At 64.5% G+C, this 17,494-nt stretch carries 17 protein-coding genes; 4 read left to right on the forward strand and 13 right to left on the reverse strand.

Translation table 11 applies throughout. From position 1 onward, the window contains the following. Nucleotides 1-155: 155 nt before the first annotated feature. Nucleotides 156-653 carry a HugZ family pyridoxamine 5'-phosphate oxidase gene (locus DEM26_RS01545; RefSeq protein ID WP_109171553.1) on the forward strand — a complete coding sequence of 166 codons (498 nt, stop codon included), beginning with the start codon at nucleotides 156-158 and terminating at the stop codon, nucleotides 651-653. Nucleotides 654-737: 84 nt separating this feature from the next. On the opposite strand, the gene DEM26_RS01550 is transcribed toward DEM26_RS01545, so the two are convergent. Continuing rightward, nucleotides 738-3,029 carry a glycosyl hydrolase family 28-related protein gene (locus DEM26_RS01550; RefSeq protein ID WP_109171554.1) on the reverse strand — a complete coding sequence of 764 codons (2,292 nt, stop codon included), beginning with the start codon at nucleotides 3,027-3,029 and terminating at the stop codon, nucleotides 738-740. Between the two features lie 230 nt (nucleotides 3,030-3,259). Between DEM26_RS01550 and DEM26_RS01555 the strand changes: the two genes are divergently transcribed. Further along, on the forward strand, nucleotides 3,260-4,114 hold the full coding sequence (locus DEM26_RS01555; protein ID WP_158275068.1) for a CHAD domain-containing protein: 855 nt from the start codon (nucleotides 3,260-3,262) through the stop codon (nucleotides 4,112-4,114). On the opposite strand, the gene DEM26_RS01560 is transcribed toward DEM26_RS01555, so the two are convergent. Then, the gene (locus DEM26_RS01560) at nucleotides 4,111-5,757 is read right to left on the reverse strand and encodes a lysine--tRNA ligase (RefSeq protein WP_088719592.1); all 1,647 of its coding nucleotides are present in this window, start codon (nucleotides 5,755-5,757) and stop codon (nucleotides 4,111-4,113) included. The two genes, DEM26_RS01555 and DEM26_RS01560, sit on opposite strands and share 4 nt — an antisense overlap. Before the next feature lie 105 nt (nucleotides 5,758-5,862). Here DEM26_RS01560 and DEM26_RS01565 point away from each other — a divergent pair, with 105 nt between their 5' ends. Then, nucleotides 5,863-6,285, forward strand: coding sequence for a tellurite resistance TerB family protein (locus DEM26_RS01565; protein ID WP_075774054.1), 423 nt, complete (start codon nucleotides 5,863-5,865; stop codon nucleotides 6,283-6,285). A 54-nt stretch (nucleotides 6,286-6,339) separates the two neighbouring features. On the opposite strand, the gene dacB is transcribed toward DEM26_RS01565, so the two are convergent. Genes dacB through DEM26_RS01600 form a run of 7 tightly spaced genes read right to left on the reverse strand, consistent with a single transcriptional unit; the run spans nucleotide 6,340 to nucleotide 13,180 of the window. Beyond that, the gene (gene dacB / locus DEM26_RS01570) at nucleotides 6,340-7,767 is read right to left on the reverse strand and encodes a D-alanyl-D-alanine carboxypeptidase/D-alanyl-D-alanine endopeptidase (RefSeq protein WP_109171556.1); all 1,428 of its coding nucleotides are present in this window, start codon (nucleotides 7,765-7,767) and stop codon (nucleotides 6,340-6,342) included. Nucleotides 7,768-7,817: 50 nt separating this feature from the next. Further along, entirely contained in the window at nucleotides 7,818-8,435 is a 618-nt protein-coding gene (locus DEM26_RS01575; RefSeq protein ID WP_109171557.1) for a nicotinate-nucleotide adenylyltransferase, read from the reverse strand. Between the two features lie 27 nt (nucleotides 8,436-8,462). Next, nucleotides 8,463-9,692, reverse strand: a complete 1,230-nt coding sequence (locus DEM26_RS01580; RefSeq protein WP_109171558.1) for a GGDEF domain-containing protein — start codon at nucleotides 9,690-9,692, stop codon at nucleotides 8,463-8,465. After that, entirely contained in the window at nucleotides 9,692-10,303 is a 612-nt protein-coding gene (locus tag DEM26_RS01585) for a heme NO-binding domain-containing protein (RefSeq protein ID WP_109171559.1), read from the reverse strand. Before DEM26_RS01585 ends, DEM26_RS01580 begins: the two co-directional genes overlap by 1 nt. Nucleotides 10,304-10,363: 60 nt before the next feature. Continuing rightward, nucleotides 10,364-12,097 (reverse strand): DUF4153 domain-containing protein, encoded by a 1,734-nt coding sequence (locus tag DEM26_RS01590; protein ID WP_075774049.1) that lies wholly within the window; start codon nucleotides 12,095-12,097, stop codon nucleotides 10,364-10,366. Nucleotides 12,098-12,150: 53 nt separating this feature from the next. Then, on the reverse strand, nucleotides 12,151-12,855 hold the full coding sequence (locus DEM26_RS01595; protein WP_075774048.1) for an HAD family hydrolase: 705 nt from the start codon (nucleotides 12,853-12,855) through the stop codon (nucleotides 12,151-12,153). A gap of 46 nt (nucleotides 12,856-12,901) precedes the next feature. Continuing rightward, a complete protein-coding gene (locus tag DEM26_RS01600) occupies nucleotides 12,902-13,180 on the reverse strand; it encodes a DUF3572 domain-containing protein (protein ID WP_109171560.1) in 279 nt (92 codons plus the stop codon). 143 nt (nucleotides 13,181-13,323) lie between these two features. Here DEM26_RS01600 and DEM26_RS01605 point away from each other — a divergent pair, with 143 nt between their 5' ends. After that, nucleotides 13,324-14,718, forward strand: coding sequence for a diguanylate cyclase (locus DEM26_RS01605; RefSeq protein ID WP_109171561.1), 1,395 nt, complete (start codon nucleotides 13,324-13,326; stop codon nucleotides 14,716-14,718). A 103-nt stretch (nucleotides 14,719-14,821) separates the two neighbouring features. Here DEM26_RS01605 and DEM26_RS01610 read toward each other — a convergent pair whose 3' ends face one another. From DEM26_RS01610 to DEM26_RS01625, 4 genes are all read right to left on the reverse strand, one after another. Next, the gene (locus DEM26_RS01610; RefSeq protein ID WP_109171562.1) at nucleotides 14,822-15,328 is read right to left on the reverse strand and encodes a periplasmic heavy metal sensor; all 507 of its coding nucleotides are present in this window, start codon (nucleotides 15,326-15,328) and stop codon (nucleotides 14,822-14,824) included. Beyond that, complete coding sequence (locus DEM26_RS01615) at nucleotides 15,328-15,750, reverse strand: hypothetical protein (RefSeq protein WP_109171563.1); 423 nt, start codon at nucleotides 15,748-15,750, stop codon at nucleotides 15,328-15,330. Before DEM26_RS01615 ends, DEM26_RS01610 begins: the two co-directional genes overlap by 1 nt. Continuing rightward, nucleotides 15,743-16,327, reverse strand: coding sequence for an RNA polymerase sigma factor (locus DEM26_RS01620; protein WP_075774043.1), 585 nt, complete (start codon nucleotides 16,325-16,327; stop codon nucleotides 15,743-15,745). The genes DEM26_RS01615 and DEM26_RS01620 overlap by 8 nt, the downstream gene beginning before the upstream one ends. 94 nt (nucleotides 16,328-16,421) lie before the next feature. Then, nucleotides 16,422-17,309, reverse strand: a complete 888-nt coding sequence (locus DEM26_RS01625) for an EF-hand domain-containing protein (protein ID WP_109171564.1) — start codon at nucleotides 17,307-17,309, stop codon at nucleotides 16,422-16,424. Nucleotides 17,310-17,494 lie beyond the last annotated feature (185 nt).

Consider the following 17,494-nt stretch of genomic DNA (forward strand, 5'->3'; position numbering starts at 1 on the left):
CATGGTTAAAAGCGGGCGGCAACCAAGAAGAGGGAACATGGCACCACGGGGTGATTCGGTACGCAATCTGTCGTTACGTCATCCTAAAGCCGACGACGTCGATTGCGGACGGCGTGGCTGAGTCCTAGCATTAGGACGTCCGCGAGGAGTCGCCCATGCCGCAACCAACTCCAACGACCGACCCAATTCGCCCGACGGATGACGAGGCCCGCGCCTTGGCGCAACGCCTGATCCGCGAGGCCCGGTTCGGGGCGCTCGGCACGCTCGACCCGGATACGGGCGCGCCGGTCGTGACCCGCGTCGCCCTCGGGCCCGGCCCTCAGGGGGAACTGTTAATCTTCGTATCCAGCCTCGCGGCGCATACGACAGCCCTTCTGCGGGATCGCCGCGCGGGTCTGCTGTTGGGAGAGCCCGGCCCGAAAGGCGATCCGCTCACCCATCCGCGCCTCTCGCTGCAGGTCGAAGCCCATGCCGTCGAACGCGACAACCCCGCCTTCCCGACGATGCGCGACCGCTGGCTCGCCGATCATCCGAAATCGAAGCTTTGTATCGACCTGCCCGATTTCTTTTTCTTCGATCTCCGCCCGACCTCGGCCAGCCTCAATGGCGGCTTCGGCCGCGCTTTTCGCCTGATGTCTGCGGACCTGACATGAAAACGGCGCGCAAGACTTTCATCCCACGCGCCGCATCGCCAATCCGTCCGCCCCGGCCCGGATCGGCACAGCCCAAGCACCCCGTCAGATCGGGTTATCCATCCGCAGCGTGACTTGCAGCCGCCCCTTCGCCGCCTCCGGCCAGTTCACCGTGATCTGGTTCTTGGCCGCGCCCTGCTCCACCGCGACATAGGGCATTGCGTCGATCCGCGCGCCCGAGCTATCTCGCACCATCCCCTCGGCGATCAGGCCTTGAACATTGCGCGCCCAGCCCGCGAAGGGCAGGTACTCGCTCGCATCCGCCGTCCAGACCGATTGCGCAGCCGACTGGTTCACCTCGACCATCACCGGGTTCTGCGATATCTCTTTGATCCCGTTGAACATATTCCCTTCGAACACCACATTGCGCACCCGCGAGCGGTCGATATCGGCAAAGCTCGTATCGATTTTCTCGATCCGGTCGACACTGCCGTTGAGCGACTTGAACACGTTGTTCGTCACGCTCAGCCCTTGGATGAAATGCCCCGGCCCATAGGGCTTTATCGAGAGCCACGTGAACCAAGGCGCGACGTTGATGCACACGCAGGTATTGCCCGTCACGGTCAGCCCGCCAAAGCTGTACTCGCTCGCGAAATCCGGCTCGGCATCGTGTTCATTCGTCCATTCGATGACCGAGTTATCGATGTAATTTCCGGTCACCGCCGATTGCACATTGGTCTGCGTGAAAACGAGCCCCGCAACGCGCACGCCGCTGGTTTCCTCGTCGCCCTGAAACCAGTGATTACCGACGATCAGATGCCCAGAGCCATTCAGCACGAAGGTCGTTCCGAAGCGCACGAAGCGTGAGTCTCGGATCTTGCTGTCATTTGCGTTGACGTTCAGCACCATCGACTTGCGATCCTGCGCGGGCACCAGCATCTCGTCCGACAGGAACTGACAGCCATCGATCAGCAGGTCCTGGCACCCGCGCCCGATTGAGGTGATCGCGCGATCCTTGGGTCGCACCACATAGCTTCCGCGGATCTGGAACATCTGCCCGTCGGGCGCCAGCATGATGCAGCTCGCCGCGCCGTTGCAGAGGAATTCCACATTGGCGATGTTGAACCGGTCGAGCTTCTCCATCCCGGAGAAATCCAGCACATATTGGTGACGTGTGAAGGTATAAGTCCGCGTCCCAGATCCGCCATAAAGCGGCTGCGAGAGATACAGCGTCTGCGCGCCGTTATTCTTCGACCTCACATAGACTTCGCGCCCGACGCCGGTGCCGGTGATCCGCGCGCCAACGGGAATATTGGCGATATTGGCGACCGAGCTCAGCTGCATCGACTGGCTCACCGAATAGGTCGCCTGCGACGTCACCACATCATCGTCCCAACCAGATCCCGCGATCACGTTGATCTGCCCATTCTGCAGAACCCGACGGTTCGAAAAGCTCGACAGGTCCGGCGCGATCTCCTCGATGCGGATCGGTTCGGTCACCTCGACGCGACGCCCTTTCAGATCCAGCACGTTATGATCGGTATATCCGAACAGCGCCTGTAGCGCCTTCTTGAACCCAGCCAGCTCATCGCCGAACGCCGCCGCATAGGTCGGGAAGTCGAAAGACGACATCAGCGCCAGCTTCGCCGCCACCGGCATTACCAGCGTGCCCACGAACTCTACCGGCGACGAGATCGAGATCGAGCTGCCCAGATAATAATTCCCCTCCGAGACGAGAACCTTGCGCCCGTTCGCCGCCTGATCGGCCGCATTGAAGGCCGCGACGTTGTCCGTGACGCCATCCCCGACCGCGCCGTAATCCTTCACATCGACCCAGCCCATCAGCTCGCGCAGGAAGGCCTCGGTCACATCCTCGATCTCGATATCGTCGATGCGCACGACCCCGCCAGTCGCGCCCGTCAGGTCCAGCCCGAAATGCCCGTAAATCGCATCCAGCCCCCACGACATATCGACACCGTCGCGCGAGCCGGTGCCCACGATCGCAGAAACCTCGACCACCTCACCATAGCTTTGCAGCGCCACCGTCGGCCCCACCTCGACCACGCCGCTCACGTGGCTACCCGATCCCGTCACCGCATAGCCTGCAATCCTCACCTCAGGCAGGTTGCCGCTCACCGCCTTCACCCGCGCCCGGATGCGCAGATAGGCGCCCGGCAGGATCGGCGTGTCGCCCATGTAGCGCAGTTTCTGCACCGTCTGCATCTTGAGCATTTCCAGACAACCGCCGAAATCCGCATCCGCCGGAACCAGCGCGGCATTGCCCGAGCTCTCATAGGTCGTGGAGCCCGGCGTGCCATCTTCACTCGACCATTGATCCAGCCCTTCGGCGAATGCGGGCGGGGTCAGCACCAGCCCTTCGGTAATCGCGACGTTCATCTGCAATCCTCTCGTCCATTTTCCACCCGCGCGCGCCCCGCGCATCGCGCCATGCGCCTCGGAACCCGCCGAAAGCGCCCGCGCTTCAGCCCGAAAAGAGCTAGAAGGAAAGATTAAAGAAGACCTGATACCTCCGCGCGCCGCGCCGCCTCTCCCGCTTCGCAGATGACAGCGTCATGCGCCTGTCATATCCTCGCGCCACATCGGGAGTGCAGCCGAGAGGAGCGCAGATGGTCTACGCCATATCCCCCGACGACAAGACCCCAACGAAAGCCCTTCGCCGCATCGCGCGCAGCGAGCTTGGGACGGCCATCAAACTGGCTGGGAAACCCGATCCTTCGGTTCACGCCCTGCGCAAGGCGATCAAGAAGACCCGCGGCCTGATCCGTCTCTTCGCGCCGCACTTCGCGGATTTTTACAAGGAAAACGAGACCTTGTCCGAGGCTGCCCGCGGCATATCCGGCCTGCGAGACGACGAGGTGATGCGCGCCTCGTTGATCCGGCTGGGGCGCGAAGGGCCCGATCTTGATGGCGCCTCGGCGGCCCGCACCATGCTCGAAGCACTCCCCGCAACCCCGCCCCCGAAGGAAGGCGATATTTCGACATTCGTCAAACGCGTCACGGAAATCCGCAAACGCGCAAAGGATTGGGAGGTCAGCGCAAAGGGCTGGCCCGCCTATGAGACCGGATTGCACGAGACCCTGAAAGATTGCCGCAAGCGTCTGAAAACCGCCCAGAAATCACACGCTGGCGCAGACCTCCACCATTGGCGGACGCGGGTGAAGCAGCACTGGTATCACACCCGCCTGCTCGCCCCAATCTGGCCCGAGATGCTGCACCCACGCGAAGACGCGCTCGACACTCTGGGCGAGTTGATCGGAGATCATCACGACCTGCATGTGCTCGAGATGAGGGTGCCCGAGCATCTCGATCCCGAAAGGGCCGAGGCGTTGCTTGCATTGATCCGCACCGAATCCGCCCGGCTCGAGGCCGAAGCCTTCACTCTCGGCGCCAAAATATTTGCCGAGCCCCCCGAGCCGCTCTGCGACCGCTGGGGGGCTTGGTTCGAACTCTGGAAAGCCTAGGCGACCAGTTCGCCCGCCAGCGCCCGCTCGATCAGCGCGACGGTCTCATCGACACCGTAAAGCGCGATGAACCCGCCGAAGCGGGGACCTTGGCTCTGGCCCAAGAGTACCTCGTAGAGCGCCTTGAACCAATCGCGCAGGTTGGCGAATTCGTGGTTCTTGCCGACCGCGAAGACGACCGACTGCAGGAACTCGTCACTGTGGAAATCGGCCTCCGGCAGCGGCTCGTCGTTGCCTGCCGCCGCGTTCTTGCGCGCGATCTGATCGAGCGCCGCCTCCTCCGATTTCAGCGCCTTGGCCAGATCTTCCAGCGCCGCCCGCTCTTGCTCGGAGGGCGCGCGGAAGACCAGCGTGGGCTTCACGAAGTCCTCGAAATACTTCAGCGCGAAGCCTGCCGCCTGATCGAGGTCCGGATTGCCTTCCGGGCTCGCCTCGGGCGCATAGCGCTTGATGAAACCCCACAGCCCTTCCTTCTCGGTCGCGCCTGCGACGCTCGCAAGATTGAGCAACATCGCGAAAGGCACCACCATCCGGCTCTCGGGCGGATTGCCGCCATGGATGTGCCAGACCGGGTTGTTCACCTGCTGCTCGATCGGCTGATCGGGATAGGCCCGCAGCTGCTGGTGATATTCGTCCACCGCCTTCGGGATCACGTCGAAATGCATCCGCTTCGCGGTCTTCGGCTTGAGATACATGAAGTAGCTCAAGGACTCCGTCGCTGCATAGGTCAGCCACTCGTCGATCGAAAGGCCGTTGCCCTTCGACTTCGAGATTTTCTCGCCATTCGCGTCGAGGAACAGCTCGTAGGTGAAGTGTTCCGGCGCACGCCCGCCGAGGACGCGGCAGATACCGTCATAGATCGGCGTGTTGGTCGAGTGATCCTTGCCATACATCTCGAAATCGACGCCGAGCGCGGCCCAACGCATCCCGAAATCGGGTTTCCACTGCAGCTTCACATTGCCACCGGTGACCGGCAGCGTCCATTCGCGCCCTTCCTCGTCGTCGAAGGTCACGGTGCCGTCGCGCGCGTTGACCTCCTTCATCGGAACATACAGCACGCGACCCGTCTCGGGATGGATCGGCAGGAAGCACGAATAGGTCTGCTGACGCTCTTCGCGAAGCGACTTCAGCATGATTTCCATGATCTGATCGTATTCGTGGGCCGATTTCATCAGCATCTCGTCGAACCGGCCCGACTTGTAGTAGTCGGTCGCGCTCGCGAATTCGTACTCGAAGCCGAACGTGTCGAGGAAACGGCGCAGCATCGCGTTGTTGTGGTTGCCGAAGCTGTCGAAATCGCCGAACGGATCGGGCACCGAGGTCAGCGGCTTCTGCTCGTGCTGGCGCAGCATGTCCTGATTAGGCACGTTGCTCGGCACCTTGCGCATCCCGTCCATATCGTCCGAGAAGCACAGAAGCTTCGTCGGGATATCCGAGATCACCTCGAAAGCGCGACGGATCATCGTCGTGCGCGCAACCTCCCCGAACGTGCCGATATGCGGCAGCCCCGACGGCCCGTAGCCCGTTTCGAACAGGACGTAGCCCTTCTCCGGATCGCGTTTCTCGTAACGCTTGAGCACCCGGCGGGCTTCCTCGAAGGGCCAGGCCTTGGATTTCATCGCAGCGTCACGCAAGCTCGTCATTGCATACCTCATGAAGGCGCCCCGTGCGCCCGGTCGCGCCTGACCTATTGAAGCGAAGGGGGACAGTCAATAATTAGCACTCGAACACCATCAAGGAGCTCCGACTTGCCAGACGTTCTCTCCTCGCTTTCGCCCCAAGACGCGCTCGTCGCCGTGATGGTCGCTGTGTCCGCCGCCGACGAGGACGTGCCGACCTCGGAACTCGTCGCCATCGAGCGGATCGTGAACCACATGCCGATCTTCGCGGGCTACGATTTCGACCGCGTCTCCCGGGTCTCGCGCTCTGTGTTCACACTGTTCGAAGAGGAAGACGGGCTCGAAGCGCTGTTCGGCCTGGTCCGCGATGCGCTGCCCGAGCATATCTTCGAGACCGCCTATGCGCTGGCCTGCGACGTAGCTGCGGCCGATGGCACGATCCGACAGGCCGAGTTGCGTCTGCTGGAGGAGATCCGCGGCGAGCTGGCGATCGACCGGCTGCACGCCGTCGCCATCGAATGGGGCGCGAAAGTGCGTCACGTCACGCTCTGATCCTCGGCGGCACTTCGGGCGGGAACGCGGCATGTTCACCGCCCGGATCGCGCCTCACCCGTAAATCCCGGCCCAACGTTCCAGTAGCTGGCTCTGCAGTATTTTCGACGCACGCACCCATTGCACCTGCCCCGGCGGGCGCGGTGCGGAGCCCGCGCGCCGGCGACGGTCGAGATCGGCGGTGAAGATCGCAAACACAAGCTCGGTGCCATCCGGCGCGGTCATGTAGCCCGCCAAGGTCGAGACGAAATTCAGCGTCCCGGTCTTGGCATCGACGCTGAACGGCTGCGATTTCGAGGCCCTACCCGTCGCATCGCGCAGCTTGAAAGGTTTCATCAAGCTGCGCAGCCCCATCGGTGCGCCAAGATTGCGCAGCGCCGCGACCATGTCCTGCGGCGAAATCTCGGCATCGGCGCGCAACCCGGAATGGTCGGTGAACCGGGCCGAGCGTGCGCCCGTGCGCTGCTGCAGCCATTGGGTCATGGCCTGCCCCGATTGCATCAGGGAACTACCCGCGCCCAGCCGTTTGCTGACCGTCATGCCCACCGCCTCGGCGGTGATATTGGTCGAGTATTTCATCATCGCGCGCAGCACTGGCACAAGCGGATCGCTGCCATGGCTTACCAGAACCGTGCCGCCGGGCAGGTTGCGCGCCTCTTCCGGCGCGGGCAGCGGCGTGCCCTGTGCGCGGGCCAGCGTCTGGAACACGTCGCCCGCATAGGCCGCGGGATGGCGCACCGGCAACCAACGGCTTCCGCCACGCCCCAAAGCCGCCGAGGCAACCGTCCAATGCTCTACCCCGCCGCGATCCGAATAGGTGAACGTGGGTGAGGACCGCTTCGCGATCGAGGCTTTCGCTGTATAGGCCTGAGGCTGCACGTCGCGCCCACGCGCGTCCATGCTCAGCGCCCAGCCGCCCCCGGAGCGACGCCATTGGAAATGCACGCGATTGAAATTCAGCATCAGCCCGGAGATCGACGGGTTGTAGCCTGCGAAAATCGGCTGATCATTTGCGATCTCGCTCTTGTACGGAAGCGCGCCGGCCCAGGTCAGGAACCGCCCCGTGACGCCCTGCACCCCCTTGGCTGCGAGCGACTTCGCCATCGCATTGAGATCGTCGGTCGTCAGCGTGGGATCGCCACCGCCCGCGAGGATCAGATCACCCTGAATCCGCCCGCCAGAGATTGGCCCCGTCGCGATCAACTGCGTACCGAAGCGGAAATCGCCGCCCAGTTGCTCCATCGCGTAAATCGAAGTGATCGATTTGAGCGCGGAGGCGGGCGGCATCGCTTGGCCGGGATTGCGCTGTTCAAGGATCTGGCCCGTTTTCAGATCTGCCACGACATAGCCGACATCGCCGCTCAGCCCCGCCATCCGAACCAGTTCGGCGGCTGCGGGCGCCTGACCCAAAACCGTTTTCGGAGTGACGAAAAGCGCGGCGCCACCCAGCAATGCAAAGCGACGCGATATCGTTAGCGGCATGGCGATTCCCCCTCGGCGTTAGCCCGAGCGTAGCGCGCCCTGCGCCGTCTTCAAGCAGGCGTCGATGCCCCCCAGCCGCCTTTCTCGCGAATTTCCGTGGAGGAAATCGACGACATCGGGATGTTTACGAAACACCAGCGTGGCGCTGGCCCGTCGAGCAGGCGCTGCGAGGCAACCGCGGGCAATTCGGCCTGCGCATAGATGCGCGCCGCGCGCGCCCAACGCCCCGGCATCCGCCAGCCCGGACGCGCCAGAACGCCGACCGACACGCTTTCTATGATCGTCCGCCAATGGTCCCAGCGATCGAGCTGTACGAGGTTATCCGCTCCCATCAGCCATGCGAAATTCACACCGGGATAGAGCGCACGCAGCGCGATGATCGTGTCGGCGGTGTAGCGGGTACCGAGCCGCGCTTCGATATCTGTCACCACGACCCGAGGGTCTCCCCCGAGGATGGCCCGTGCACTCGCGATCCGCTGATCTAGCGGTGCAGGCCCATGCGCCTTGAGCGGGTTGCCGGGGCTCACGACCCACCAGACCCGGTCGAGGTTGAAACGGCGCAGCGCCTCGCGCGTGATCAGCACGTGACCTTCATGCGCAGGATCGAACGACCCGCCCAGAAGACCGATGCGCTGTCCGGCGCGGGCAAATGGGAAACCTTGTCTCATGCGCTGCCCTTACCCGAAGGCGACCGGTCAAGAAAAGAGCGTTTTATGCGTATCAGACGCCGAGTTAGGCGGTCGCGGGCGCCTGCGATCAACCTTTTCGGACGATCGCGACCCGAAACGAAGGCATCCGCGCCCTGCTGCCTTCGCCGCATAGGTTACCCGGTCGACATCGCTCTGCAGCGCCCCGATCACAAGCTTCTCGTAGTCGCGTGACGAAACCGCGCCGACCGATCCGGACACCAGGCACTCCTGGCCCTGATACCATTTCGGTGTCTCGATCTGTTCGATAATCCGCGCCGCAAGAGCCCTGACCTCCGCGTAATTCGGAGCGCCCCGCAGCAGCACGAGAAATTCGTCGCCGCCCATGCGCGCAACAAGATCGTCCTCGCGAACGCTTTCGCACAGGTTGCGGGCCACAAGTTGCAACACGTAATCCCCTGCCGCGTGGCCCCGACTGTCGTTGATCGCCTTGAAGTGGTCGAGGTCGATCTGCAGCAAAGCGAAATGCGCCGCGTCATTCGTCGCGTGATCGACTGCCTGCGCAAGCGCCTGCGCCATTGCGCGGCGGTTGGCGAGTTTCGTCAGCGGATCGGTCAGCGCCTGTTTCTCTGCCGCTTTGCGGGCCTGATCGAGCCGCCCGGTCAAGGCTCGCAATTCTTCCATCACGAGCGATTTGGCTTCTTCCAGGTAAAGCATTTCCATCGCGAGATCCGCGGCGGAGAAGTCGCGTTCTGTCAGGTCGAACTCCGCCACGAGTTCACGCAGGTGAATACCGAAGCTGAAATTGAGGAGCATATCGCCCGCAGTCGCGCCTGCAGATGTCTGCGCAGATAGCCCCACATGGCTGACGACCGCGCCACGCAGGCTCACCTTAGGATGCATGCGCAGGGTGACATGCAGTACCTCCTCCGCCATCAGCGCACCAAGCGAACGCCCGCAGCGACCGGCCTGACCATCGCAATCGCGTGTCTCGCAATTCCTGCACAAGGTGTCCGTGCAAAGACGACCTGCCGCCCCTCGTCGCGCGACCGCGAAAAATCGTGCGAACGGCGCGCCGAGGATCTGCGCCTCGGGCACACCGAGCACTTTGCGCAACGTGCGACCAACGCCAAGGATGCGCGCCCGCTCATCTATCCAGAGAAACATCGGCAAAAGCCCGGTCAGGAGGGGCAGCCAATAGGCCTGGCCGCCCCGGTCAGGCGGCGGCACAGTCGGTGCAGCCCTCGGGGCAACAGTGGTTTTGGCCGGTGCGCCCATCACACCTCTCCAGTCATGTGCGCTAGGGCGAATTGACGCGCCTCGGCATGGGCGGCGTCGAGCAGTTGGATTGTCACCACCTCTTCCGCCGGCTCGAATATCCGCGGGTCGCGGCCTGCCCTGCGCTGCGGCATTTCAATAAGCGCGAGGCTGCCATAGTCATCCGCCATCGCACGCAGAATACCCGCCAGCACCGCCCCCCAGCCCGGCACGTCCCCGATGACGCGAAGACGAAACTGGCCCGACTCGGTCGCAACGAGATGAAGATGCGGCAGCTCGAGATCGGGTAACGCCATTCGCGCGCGGTCGTGCAACTCGTTCAGCGAATTCAGGAACCCGCGATAATCGCACCCGCCATAGCGCAACAGGCGCCGCACGGCTTCGCGCGTGCACAGATGCGCACCAAGGTCCTCGAGCAACTCGGACCGTTCACGCCCCAACGCGTCGCAAGCGGTATCAATCAGCCGCAAGGTTTGCGCATCGGCATATTGCAGCAGCGGTTCATAGCCTTCACTCGGCAGCTCCGCGCACCGCCTAACACGCGCGCAGAGCGCCGCCCCGTGGGTGTCGGTAAGGAAGTTTTCGATAGAGCGGTTGATCAAGCCGAGCATGTGCCCTCCTCCCCGCCACGCTAGCGACCAGAAGTTAACAAAGCTCCAAAATCGCTCGGCTCAGCGCGAGAGCGGCAACAGGCGCAGCCCACCGGCCTCGAGCGACATGATCCCGCTTGGGACGACTTTCATCTCGCCGCGCTTGATGGCGGCGATGACAGGTGCCAGATCGACGCGGAAGCGCGGTTCGCCCTGCGCGTCGACCACGCTACCCCACCCGATCGAATCCCAAGCGCCATCCGACTGGCGCAGAACGTAGATCGCATCGCGATCGGGCAGATGCAGCAGGACCATCGCCTCGTCGCCGGGTACATCTTTCAGGAAATCGGCCTCGATCAGGGCGCAGTTCGCCGCCGCGCCCTCGCCAGAGGCGCAAAGCCCCGACGCGACTTCCGGAGCCCGCGCGCGGATCGCATCGAGCAACGCATCCTCGGGCGGCGTCGCTCCGGGCGGCAGCACGAGATCCCGGCGCAACTGGGCGCGCGCCGCACTATCCCCTTCGCCCCCATCCGCCGACGGGCGCAGACGCGCCAAGGCGGTCGCGAGCGCTCGATCATCACCGGCTTGGGCCTCCAGCTCCGAGTAGGCCGACTGCCCGGCAAGCCCCCATTGGTTTTTCAAGGCGTAGAGCGGCAGGGCCCCCGCAGTGATCCGCCCGTCGCGATAGAGCGCCAGTTGCGAGCGCGCGGCGATGGCATTCGCATCCAGCACTGGCGTCAGCCACGCCAGAGCCGCGAGAAACAGCACGCCCGCCATCGCGATATTGATTCGCCGCAGGCGCGCCATCCAGCCGCGCCCCAGCAGGACAGAGCCGGCATATCCCAGTGCATATCCCGCGAGCAGCACGATCAGCACCGCCTGCGCCACGCGCCCTGGCGTCCAGCCCTGCGCCGTCACGCTTTGCCAGCCGGTCCAGGCCGCTGCGCCGACCAGCACGGGCAGCGCCAGCGCCAGCCCCTGAGCCGACAGCCGCAAAACCCGGGCCCGCACTGCGCTGTGATCGTCGCGCTCCACGCCGATCGAGATCAGCGTCACAGCGGCCACGGCCATCGCCAGCAGCGTCTCGATTTGCGAGAACCCGATCAGCGAGACCTGCCCGCGGCGCGCAATGAACCCGGCCACGAAGATCACGGCGACCAGCAGGACGGGCGGCAGCAACAGCCTGAGAAGCCGCAGTATGAGGGTAGGAGAGATCATCTCCTCCAACTCGGTCACCACCGCCAGCCCGAGCCCGAGAATGCCGCCCGACACGGAGAAGGCGAATAGTTTCTGGCGCAGAAGCTGACGCAGGAAATCGAGGTCCACGCTTTCGAGCAGGCGCGCCGAGAGATAGAGGACGAGCCAGACCATCCCGAGGAAAATACACGCGGCGGCATAGCGCACGACGATATTCCATGCATGAAGAAACAGCGCTGGATAGTCGTTCCAAGCGAGTCCGCCACCCCGCGCCACGGCCATCGCGAAGGGCATCGGCAGCGTCGCCAGAACCGCGAGCGCGAGCATCTCGAACGGCATGAATCCCGCCAGCGACTCGGTCGGAGAATAGCCGAGCGATGCCCACCAGCCGAGCAGCGCGACCGGAATCGCAATCAGCGCCGCCGCACCGAAGGCCTTGCGCCAGCCGATCTCGCCCAGCATCGCCAGCGCGGTCGCGAAGAACACCGTTCCCAGAACCGAGACGCCGAATTGCCCGTGGGCGTCGAGCGGCAGCGCCGTCTGCAACTCGCTATCGAGAGCCCAGAAGAACACGCCCGCCAGCAGCCCGAGCAGAATATGTTGCAAACGTAGTTGCATGCGTCCCTCTCCTGTTCTTGCGCGAGGCTCTCGCGCGCATCCGACGCGTCTCGTCAGCCCGCGCGCTGTGCGAGCCAGTCGGGAAGCCCCCCGATATGATCGAGCACGGCATCGGCCAGCGGAGCAAGATCGTCCCGCATCGCTGGCCCGCTCAATACGCCGATCGCGATCATCCCCGCCGCGCGCGCCGCGTGCAGATCATGCTGGCTGTCTCCGACCATCACCACCTCCGCCGGGTCCAGACCGAGCGAGTCCGCGAAGGCCAGAAGCGGGCTCGGCGTGGGTTTCGCGCCATGCCCGCTGTCATAGCCGATGATCAGGTCGAAAAGATCGGTGATGCCCGCCTGCGCCGCATGCGCGCGCGCCGAGGACTCGGCGTCGTTCGTGCAAATACCCAGATGCAACCCGCGCGCGCGCAGATCAGACAGAAGCTTGCTCAGCGGCACCGGCTCCACCAGCGGCACATCATGCGCTGCGCGCTCCAGCTCGATTACCAGGTCGTCGAGCGTGCGCCCCGGCAGATGCGGCAGCAACAATTCTGCCGCCTCCCGGACCGTGCCCGCGATCACCGGCGAGTGCGGCTCGAACTCCACACGCTCGAGGTCGAACCCGATCGCCTCGGCAAGCCGCGCGGCCTGACTGGTGTCTTCGGCCAACGCCTCGATCTGCAGCTTCGCCCAAGCGCCCCATGTCGCGTCGAAATCGAAAAGCGTGCCATCCTTGTCGAACAGCACCGCCCGTATCTTGCCGCCTGCCATCTGCGATCCGCCCTCCCTTTGCGGGCAGATTGCCCAAAGCGGGGCGTCAGGTCCAGTGGCGCAGATCGCCGCGCCCGAGAACCGCGCGGGCCTGCATCAGCGCCTCGGGCTGCACCCCGAGGTCCTGCGCGCAATCCAGAACCACCTGATCGTCCTGCAGGACATGGTCGAGAACCCCTGCGAGGAAGTCCGGATCGCTCGCCTGCGCACGCAAATCATCCGCGCTCGCCCCGGAATTGGCGAGGAATGCACCGATCAACTCTTCACGGTTGACGAGCCAACCGAGGGTCTGCAATGCGAGCGTGTGAGCGTTTTCTTGCCGCATGGCGGATCCTTCTCTGTCAGGGGAAACGCTTTGTTAACCTATAGATCGCTAAGGTCAAGAAAAGGCGCGTCCAGAAGCTCGCGCATTCGCGATCGCCCTGCCGCAAACCGGAGGACGCAAGAGGTTGTAAGGAGTAGCCTGGAATGCCGGGAACGATCCTCATCGTTGATGACGTGGCGACCAATCGCATCGTGCTGAAGGCGAAGCTGACCGGTGCGCGCTACAACACGCTGCAAGCTGCGAGCGCAGCAGAGGCGCTCGCCCTCGCCACAACGGAACGGCCTCGCCTGATCCTGCTCGACATCACCCTGCCCGACATGACAGGGGAGGCTGTCATCAAACGGCTGCGGAACGATCCACAGACACGGCGCATCCCGATCATCGCGATGACGCAGCGCGACATTCCGGAGCTGCGCGTGGCGCTGCTGGCGGCCGGGGCGAACGATGTCATCGTCAAACCTTTCGACGAACTCGTACTGCTCGCACGTCTGCGCAGCCTGATCCGCGCCCATGCCGGCGACGAGGATTCGGCCCTGCGCGAACAAACCTGCCGGGCACTCGGTTTCGCCGAGGCCGCGAATGAATTCGCACCTCCCGCCCGGATCGCGATGATCGCCCCCGACCCGGCCGAGGGGATGCGCTGGAAAGCCGCGCTCGCACCGCGGCTCGAGGCCAGTCGGATCCTGTTGACCAGTTGCGAACAGCCCTGCGGCGGCGACCCCGCGCGCCGCCCCCCCGATCTCTTCGTGATCGGCGCGGATCTCGTGCATCGCGGGGACGGGCTGCGGCTGATGTCGGAATTGCGCTCGCATCCAGAAACGCGCCACGCAGCGATCCTGATCGCGTGCATGCCCGAAGCCTCGGAGACGCAAGCGAGCGCGCTCGATCTAGGGGCGGACGACCTTCTGCCCTCGGATATCTCCACGCCACTCGCAGCACAGGAAACGGCACTCCGGATCGGCGCGCAGCTGCGCCGCAAGCAGCTCTCCGATCAACTTCGCCTCTCGGTCGATGAAGGCTTGCGTCTCGCGCTGGTCGATCCGCTGACCGGGCTCCACAATCGCCGCTACGTCAATGCGCATCTGGCTCGCATGTCCGAACGCGCGCGCAGCACCGGCCGCGGCTACGCGGTGATGCTGCTCGATCTCGATCGCTTCAAATCGGTGAACGACACCTATGGCCACGGCGCGGGGGACGAGGTGCTGACCAATATCGCCCGCCATCTGCGCCGCAGCCTCCGCGACGTCGCCCTGATCGGGCGCATCGGCGGCGAGGAGTTTCTCGTGGCGCTGCCGGACAGCTCGCTCGATGAGAGCTATCGGATCGCGGAACGGCTCCGACGTGATATCGAGGAGACGACAATCACGCTTCCGGACGGAAGCAAAATGCAGGCCACGATCTCGATCGGCCTCGCATTCGGCGGCACCCGTCGCGACGACCCACAGCATCTTATCGACGAGGCCGATGCGGCTCTTCTCTGCGCCAAGGGAAGCGGCCGGAACCAGGTCTCGCTCGCCCCTCACACGAACGCAGCGTGACGCCGGGAAACAGCATCACGCCACGCATGATGATGAGACGAGCCGAAACTCTTCACTATTTCAGATAGCGGCCAACTCCGACGCGCCGGCCATCGCACCGGCCTCAAGGCTTGTCCTGACGATCCCTGTCGCGGTCTTTCTTGTGCCGGTCGAACCGCGCCGCACCCTCGCGCAGACGCTCGGCGAAGCTGTGGCGGGCCGCCGGGCTCATTGCTTCGAGCCTGTCGAGGATCAGCCGCTCGCCGATATCGACCCGCTGCACGGTCCGCGCCTTGTGCCGCTCGAGCAGCTTGGCCACTTGATCGCGATCCCACGGCTCCGCGTCGATCGCGCTGATCAGCGCCGCCATATCGCTGCGCGCCTGCCGCCGCATGTCGCGGAATTCGGAGCCGCGCGCCTGCGCCGCCTTGCGCAGCGCGTCGCGATCTTCGGGGCTCAGAGCTCCGGTGAAGGCGCCAAGGCTGACATCGCCCACGACCGGGCGCGGCGGATGCCGCTCATGGCCAAGCCAGCCGCCGATGAAAAATCCCAGCAGCAGCAGGTTCAGCACCGCGGACGCTATCAGCGCCCAACGCAACCCCCGGCCGTTTCGCGTCTCGGCAATCGCCATCAGAACCCTCCTTCATCGACGAAGGCGAAGGTATCGCCTTCGGGTAGCAGGTTGACCGTGCCGAGGCTTTCGGTCGTGCTGCTGGCGTAAAACGGGCTGAGCGCGCCGATCTCGTCTGCGCCGATAAAGCCGATCCAGACCCCGGCCAGAGCGGCCGTCACCAAACCGCCCATCGGAGCCCAGCCGCCGAACGCGCCGCGAAGCGCGTCCCAGATACCGGCTAGGACATCGGATGCTTCGGACCCATCCGCCGGGGCCTGGCGCGCAAAGGCTGCTTGCTCCGCCTCGGCATCGGCCAAAACCCGGGCAAGGAAGCCCTCGCCTGGCTCGGCCCCGCCCGCCGCGCGCGCTTCGCTGAAAAGCTGCTCCAGCGCCGCGTCGTCAAATGCGTCCGTCTCGCGATCCATGCGTTTGTCAGTCATCGCCAAACCCCAATTTCTCTCGCTGCCCCCGAAGCAGCTTGCTCAAAGCGCGCTTTCCCCGCGCTGTCAGACTTTCTACGGCTTCGACGCCGGTTTCCATCGCGGCAGCGATCTCGGGATTGGACAAACCGTCGATATGTCGCAGTGTCACCGCGATCCGCTGTCGTTCCGGCAATTGCTCCAGCGCGGCTTCCAGCGCCGCCACGCGGTCGCGCGCGATCAACTCGTCCAGAGCGCTCGCCCGGTCATCGGCCACCTCGGGCGCCTCGTCCAACCCCACGCCGCGGCGCTTGCGCAGCCGGTCCGTCGCGAGATTGGCAACCACCCGGTAAAGCCATGTCGAGACCTTGGCCTCGCCGGCCCGCCATTCCGGCGCGATCTTCCAGAGCCGCAAAAGCCCCTCTTGCGCGACATCCTCGGCCTCGGCCGCATCGCGAAGATAGCGATAGGCGAGCCGGTAGGCCAACGGCCCGAAGCGCAACGTCAAAGCCCGCGCTGCCGCCGGGTCGCCCTGCGCGTATAGCTCCAGCAGAGCCTCGTCCGAAGCCTCGTTCATCGCATCCAGTGCCATCGTCATTCCGTCAAAGGCCTAGCCTGCTTTCCCTACGCATGCAATTTGACATGCGACCGGGGCGCACTGCTGCGCCCCGGCTCTTTGTACTGCTCGAAACTCAGTTCGCGGATCGGCCCGAGCCGTCGGCCGGACCGTTGCCCGGCCCCTGACCTTGCCCTTGGCCAGCACCGCTGCCCGGTTGCATCGGCGGCGTGCCCTGAGGGCCTTGACCGTTCGGGCCCTGCCCGATCGGACCATCCCCTAGCATCATCCGGCCATAGCCGGGGCCATATTCGTCGCGGTCGTCGTCCCAGCCCATGCGGTCATGGCCGTAGCGATCCCCTTTGCCCATGCGGTCGTACCCATGGTGATCGCCCTTGCCCTTCCGGCCATGCTCGTAGCGGTCGTGCATCCGCCGCATGAACCTCTTGGCCATCTGCATCTCGTCGGCGCTGACCGCCCCGTCGCCGTTACGGTCCATACGCTCGAACATGCGCGTCGGCATCGGGTGGGCCATCAGTTCGGCGGCCGACAACTCGCCATCGCCATTGCTGTCCTGCGCAGCGAAACGCGCCTTCACGCGGGCCTCGATGCGGGTCTTGACCTTCGCCATCTCGAAATTGACGAGTTCTTCTTGCGAGACCATGCCGTCGCCATTCGCGTCGAGCGCCTGCGCGTCGGCGGCGCGCTTGGCTTGAATCTCGTCCATCGTCACCTGACCGTCGCCATTGCTGTCGAAACGGCTGATGTCGAAGCCGAAGCCGCGTCCGCCCCGACCGTCCATCGCACCGGGCTGCATGGTCTGCCCCATACCGTTGACCGGGCCATTACCTTGGCCAGCGCCGGGACCGTTACCCGGTCCGTTAGCTGGCCCCTTCCCCGGCATCGCCTGTTGCCCCTGCATCTGGTTGCCGGTCTGGTTCTGCGCCACCACCGGCATTGCGAGGGTGATCGCGCTCCCGGCGAGGATCGCCGCGACGAGGGTCTGCCTGTTCATGACTTTCATAAGAAACTCCTGTTCTCGCTCCCACGGCACGTCTCGCGCCGTCGATGTCTGTCCCAACGCGGCACGCGCAGCATTCCGTCGCGAATCTCACACACCCGTGATAGACCCGCCGGACTTTCCATCCGCTCCGGCTGCCGCCATACTGCCCGGCAAACGGGCGGAGAGAGACCGCCACAAGGGAGAGC

Source organism: Thioclava sp. NG1, from assembly GCF_003122275.1.
Taxonomy (GTDB): Bacteria; Pseudomonadota; Alphaproteobacteria; order Rhodobacterales; family Rhodobacteraceae; genus Thioclava; species Thioclava nitratireducens.

Coding starts and splice junctions, on each gene's coding strand:
- DEM26_RS01620 (WP_075774043.1), bottom strand. CDS start 16,327: ATGACGATGGCACTGGATGCGATGAACGAGGCTTCGGACGAGGCTCTG.
- DEM26_RS01585 (WP_109171559.1), bottom strand. CDS start 10,303: ATGCTCGGCTTGATCAACCGCTCTATCGAAAACTTCCTTACCGACACC.
- DEM26_RS01610 (WP_109171562.1), bottom strand. CDS start 15,328: ATGGCGATTGCCGAGACGCGAAACGGCCGGGGGTTGCGTTGGGCGCTG.
- DEM26_RS01545 (WP_109171553.1), top strand. CDS start 156: ATGCCGCAACCAACTCCAACGACCGACCCAATTCGCCCGACGGATGAC.
- DEM26_RS01580 (WP_109171558.1), bottom strand. CDS start 9,692: ATGGGCGCACCGGCCAAAACCACTGTTGCCCCGAGGGCTGCACCGACT.
- DEM26_RS01600 (WP_109171560.1), bottom strand. CDS start 13,180: ATGCGGCAAGAAAACGCTCACACGCTCGCATTGCAGACCCTCGGTTGG.
- DEM26_RS01595 (WP_075774048.1), bottom strand. CDS start 12,855: ATGGCAGGCGGCAAGATACGGGCGGTGCTGTTCGACAAGGATGGCACG.
- DEM26_RS01560 (WP_088719592.1), bottom strand. CDS start 5,757: ATGACGAGCTTGCGTGACGCTGCGATGAAATCCAAGGCCTGGCCCTTC.
- dacB (WP_109171556.1), bottom strand. CDS start 7,767: ATGCCGCTAACGATATCGCGTCGCTTTGCATTGCTGGGTGGCGCCGCG.
- DEM26_RS01615 (WP_109171563.1), bottom strand. CDS start 15,750: ATGACTGACAAACGCATGGATCGCGAGACGGACGCATTTGACGACGCG.
- DEM26_RS01605 (WP_109171561.1), top strand. CDS start 13,324: ATGCCGGGAACGATCCTCATCGTTGATGACGTGGCGACCAATCGCATC.
- DEM26_RS01555 (WP_158275068.1), top strand. CDS start 3,260: ATGGTCTACGCCATATCCCCCGACGACAAGACCCCAACGAAAGCCCTT.
- DEM26_RS01550 (WP_109171554.1), bottom strand. CDS start 3,029: ATGAACGTCGCGATTACCGAAGGGCTGGTGCTGACCCCGCCCGCATTC.
- DEM26_RS01575 (WP_109171557.1), bottom strand. CDS start 8,435: ATGAGACAAGGTTTCCCATTTGCCCGCGCCGGACAGCGCATCGGTCTT.
- DEM26_RS01625 (WP_109171564.1), bottom strand. CDS start 17,309: ATGAAAGTCATGAACAGGCAGACCCTCGTCGCGGCGATCCTCGCCGGG.
- DEM26_RS01590 (WP_075774049.1), bottom strand. CDS start 12,097: ATGCAACTACGTTTGCAACATATTCTGCTCGGGCTGCTGGCGGGCGTG.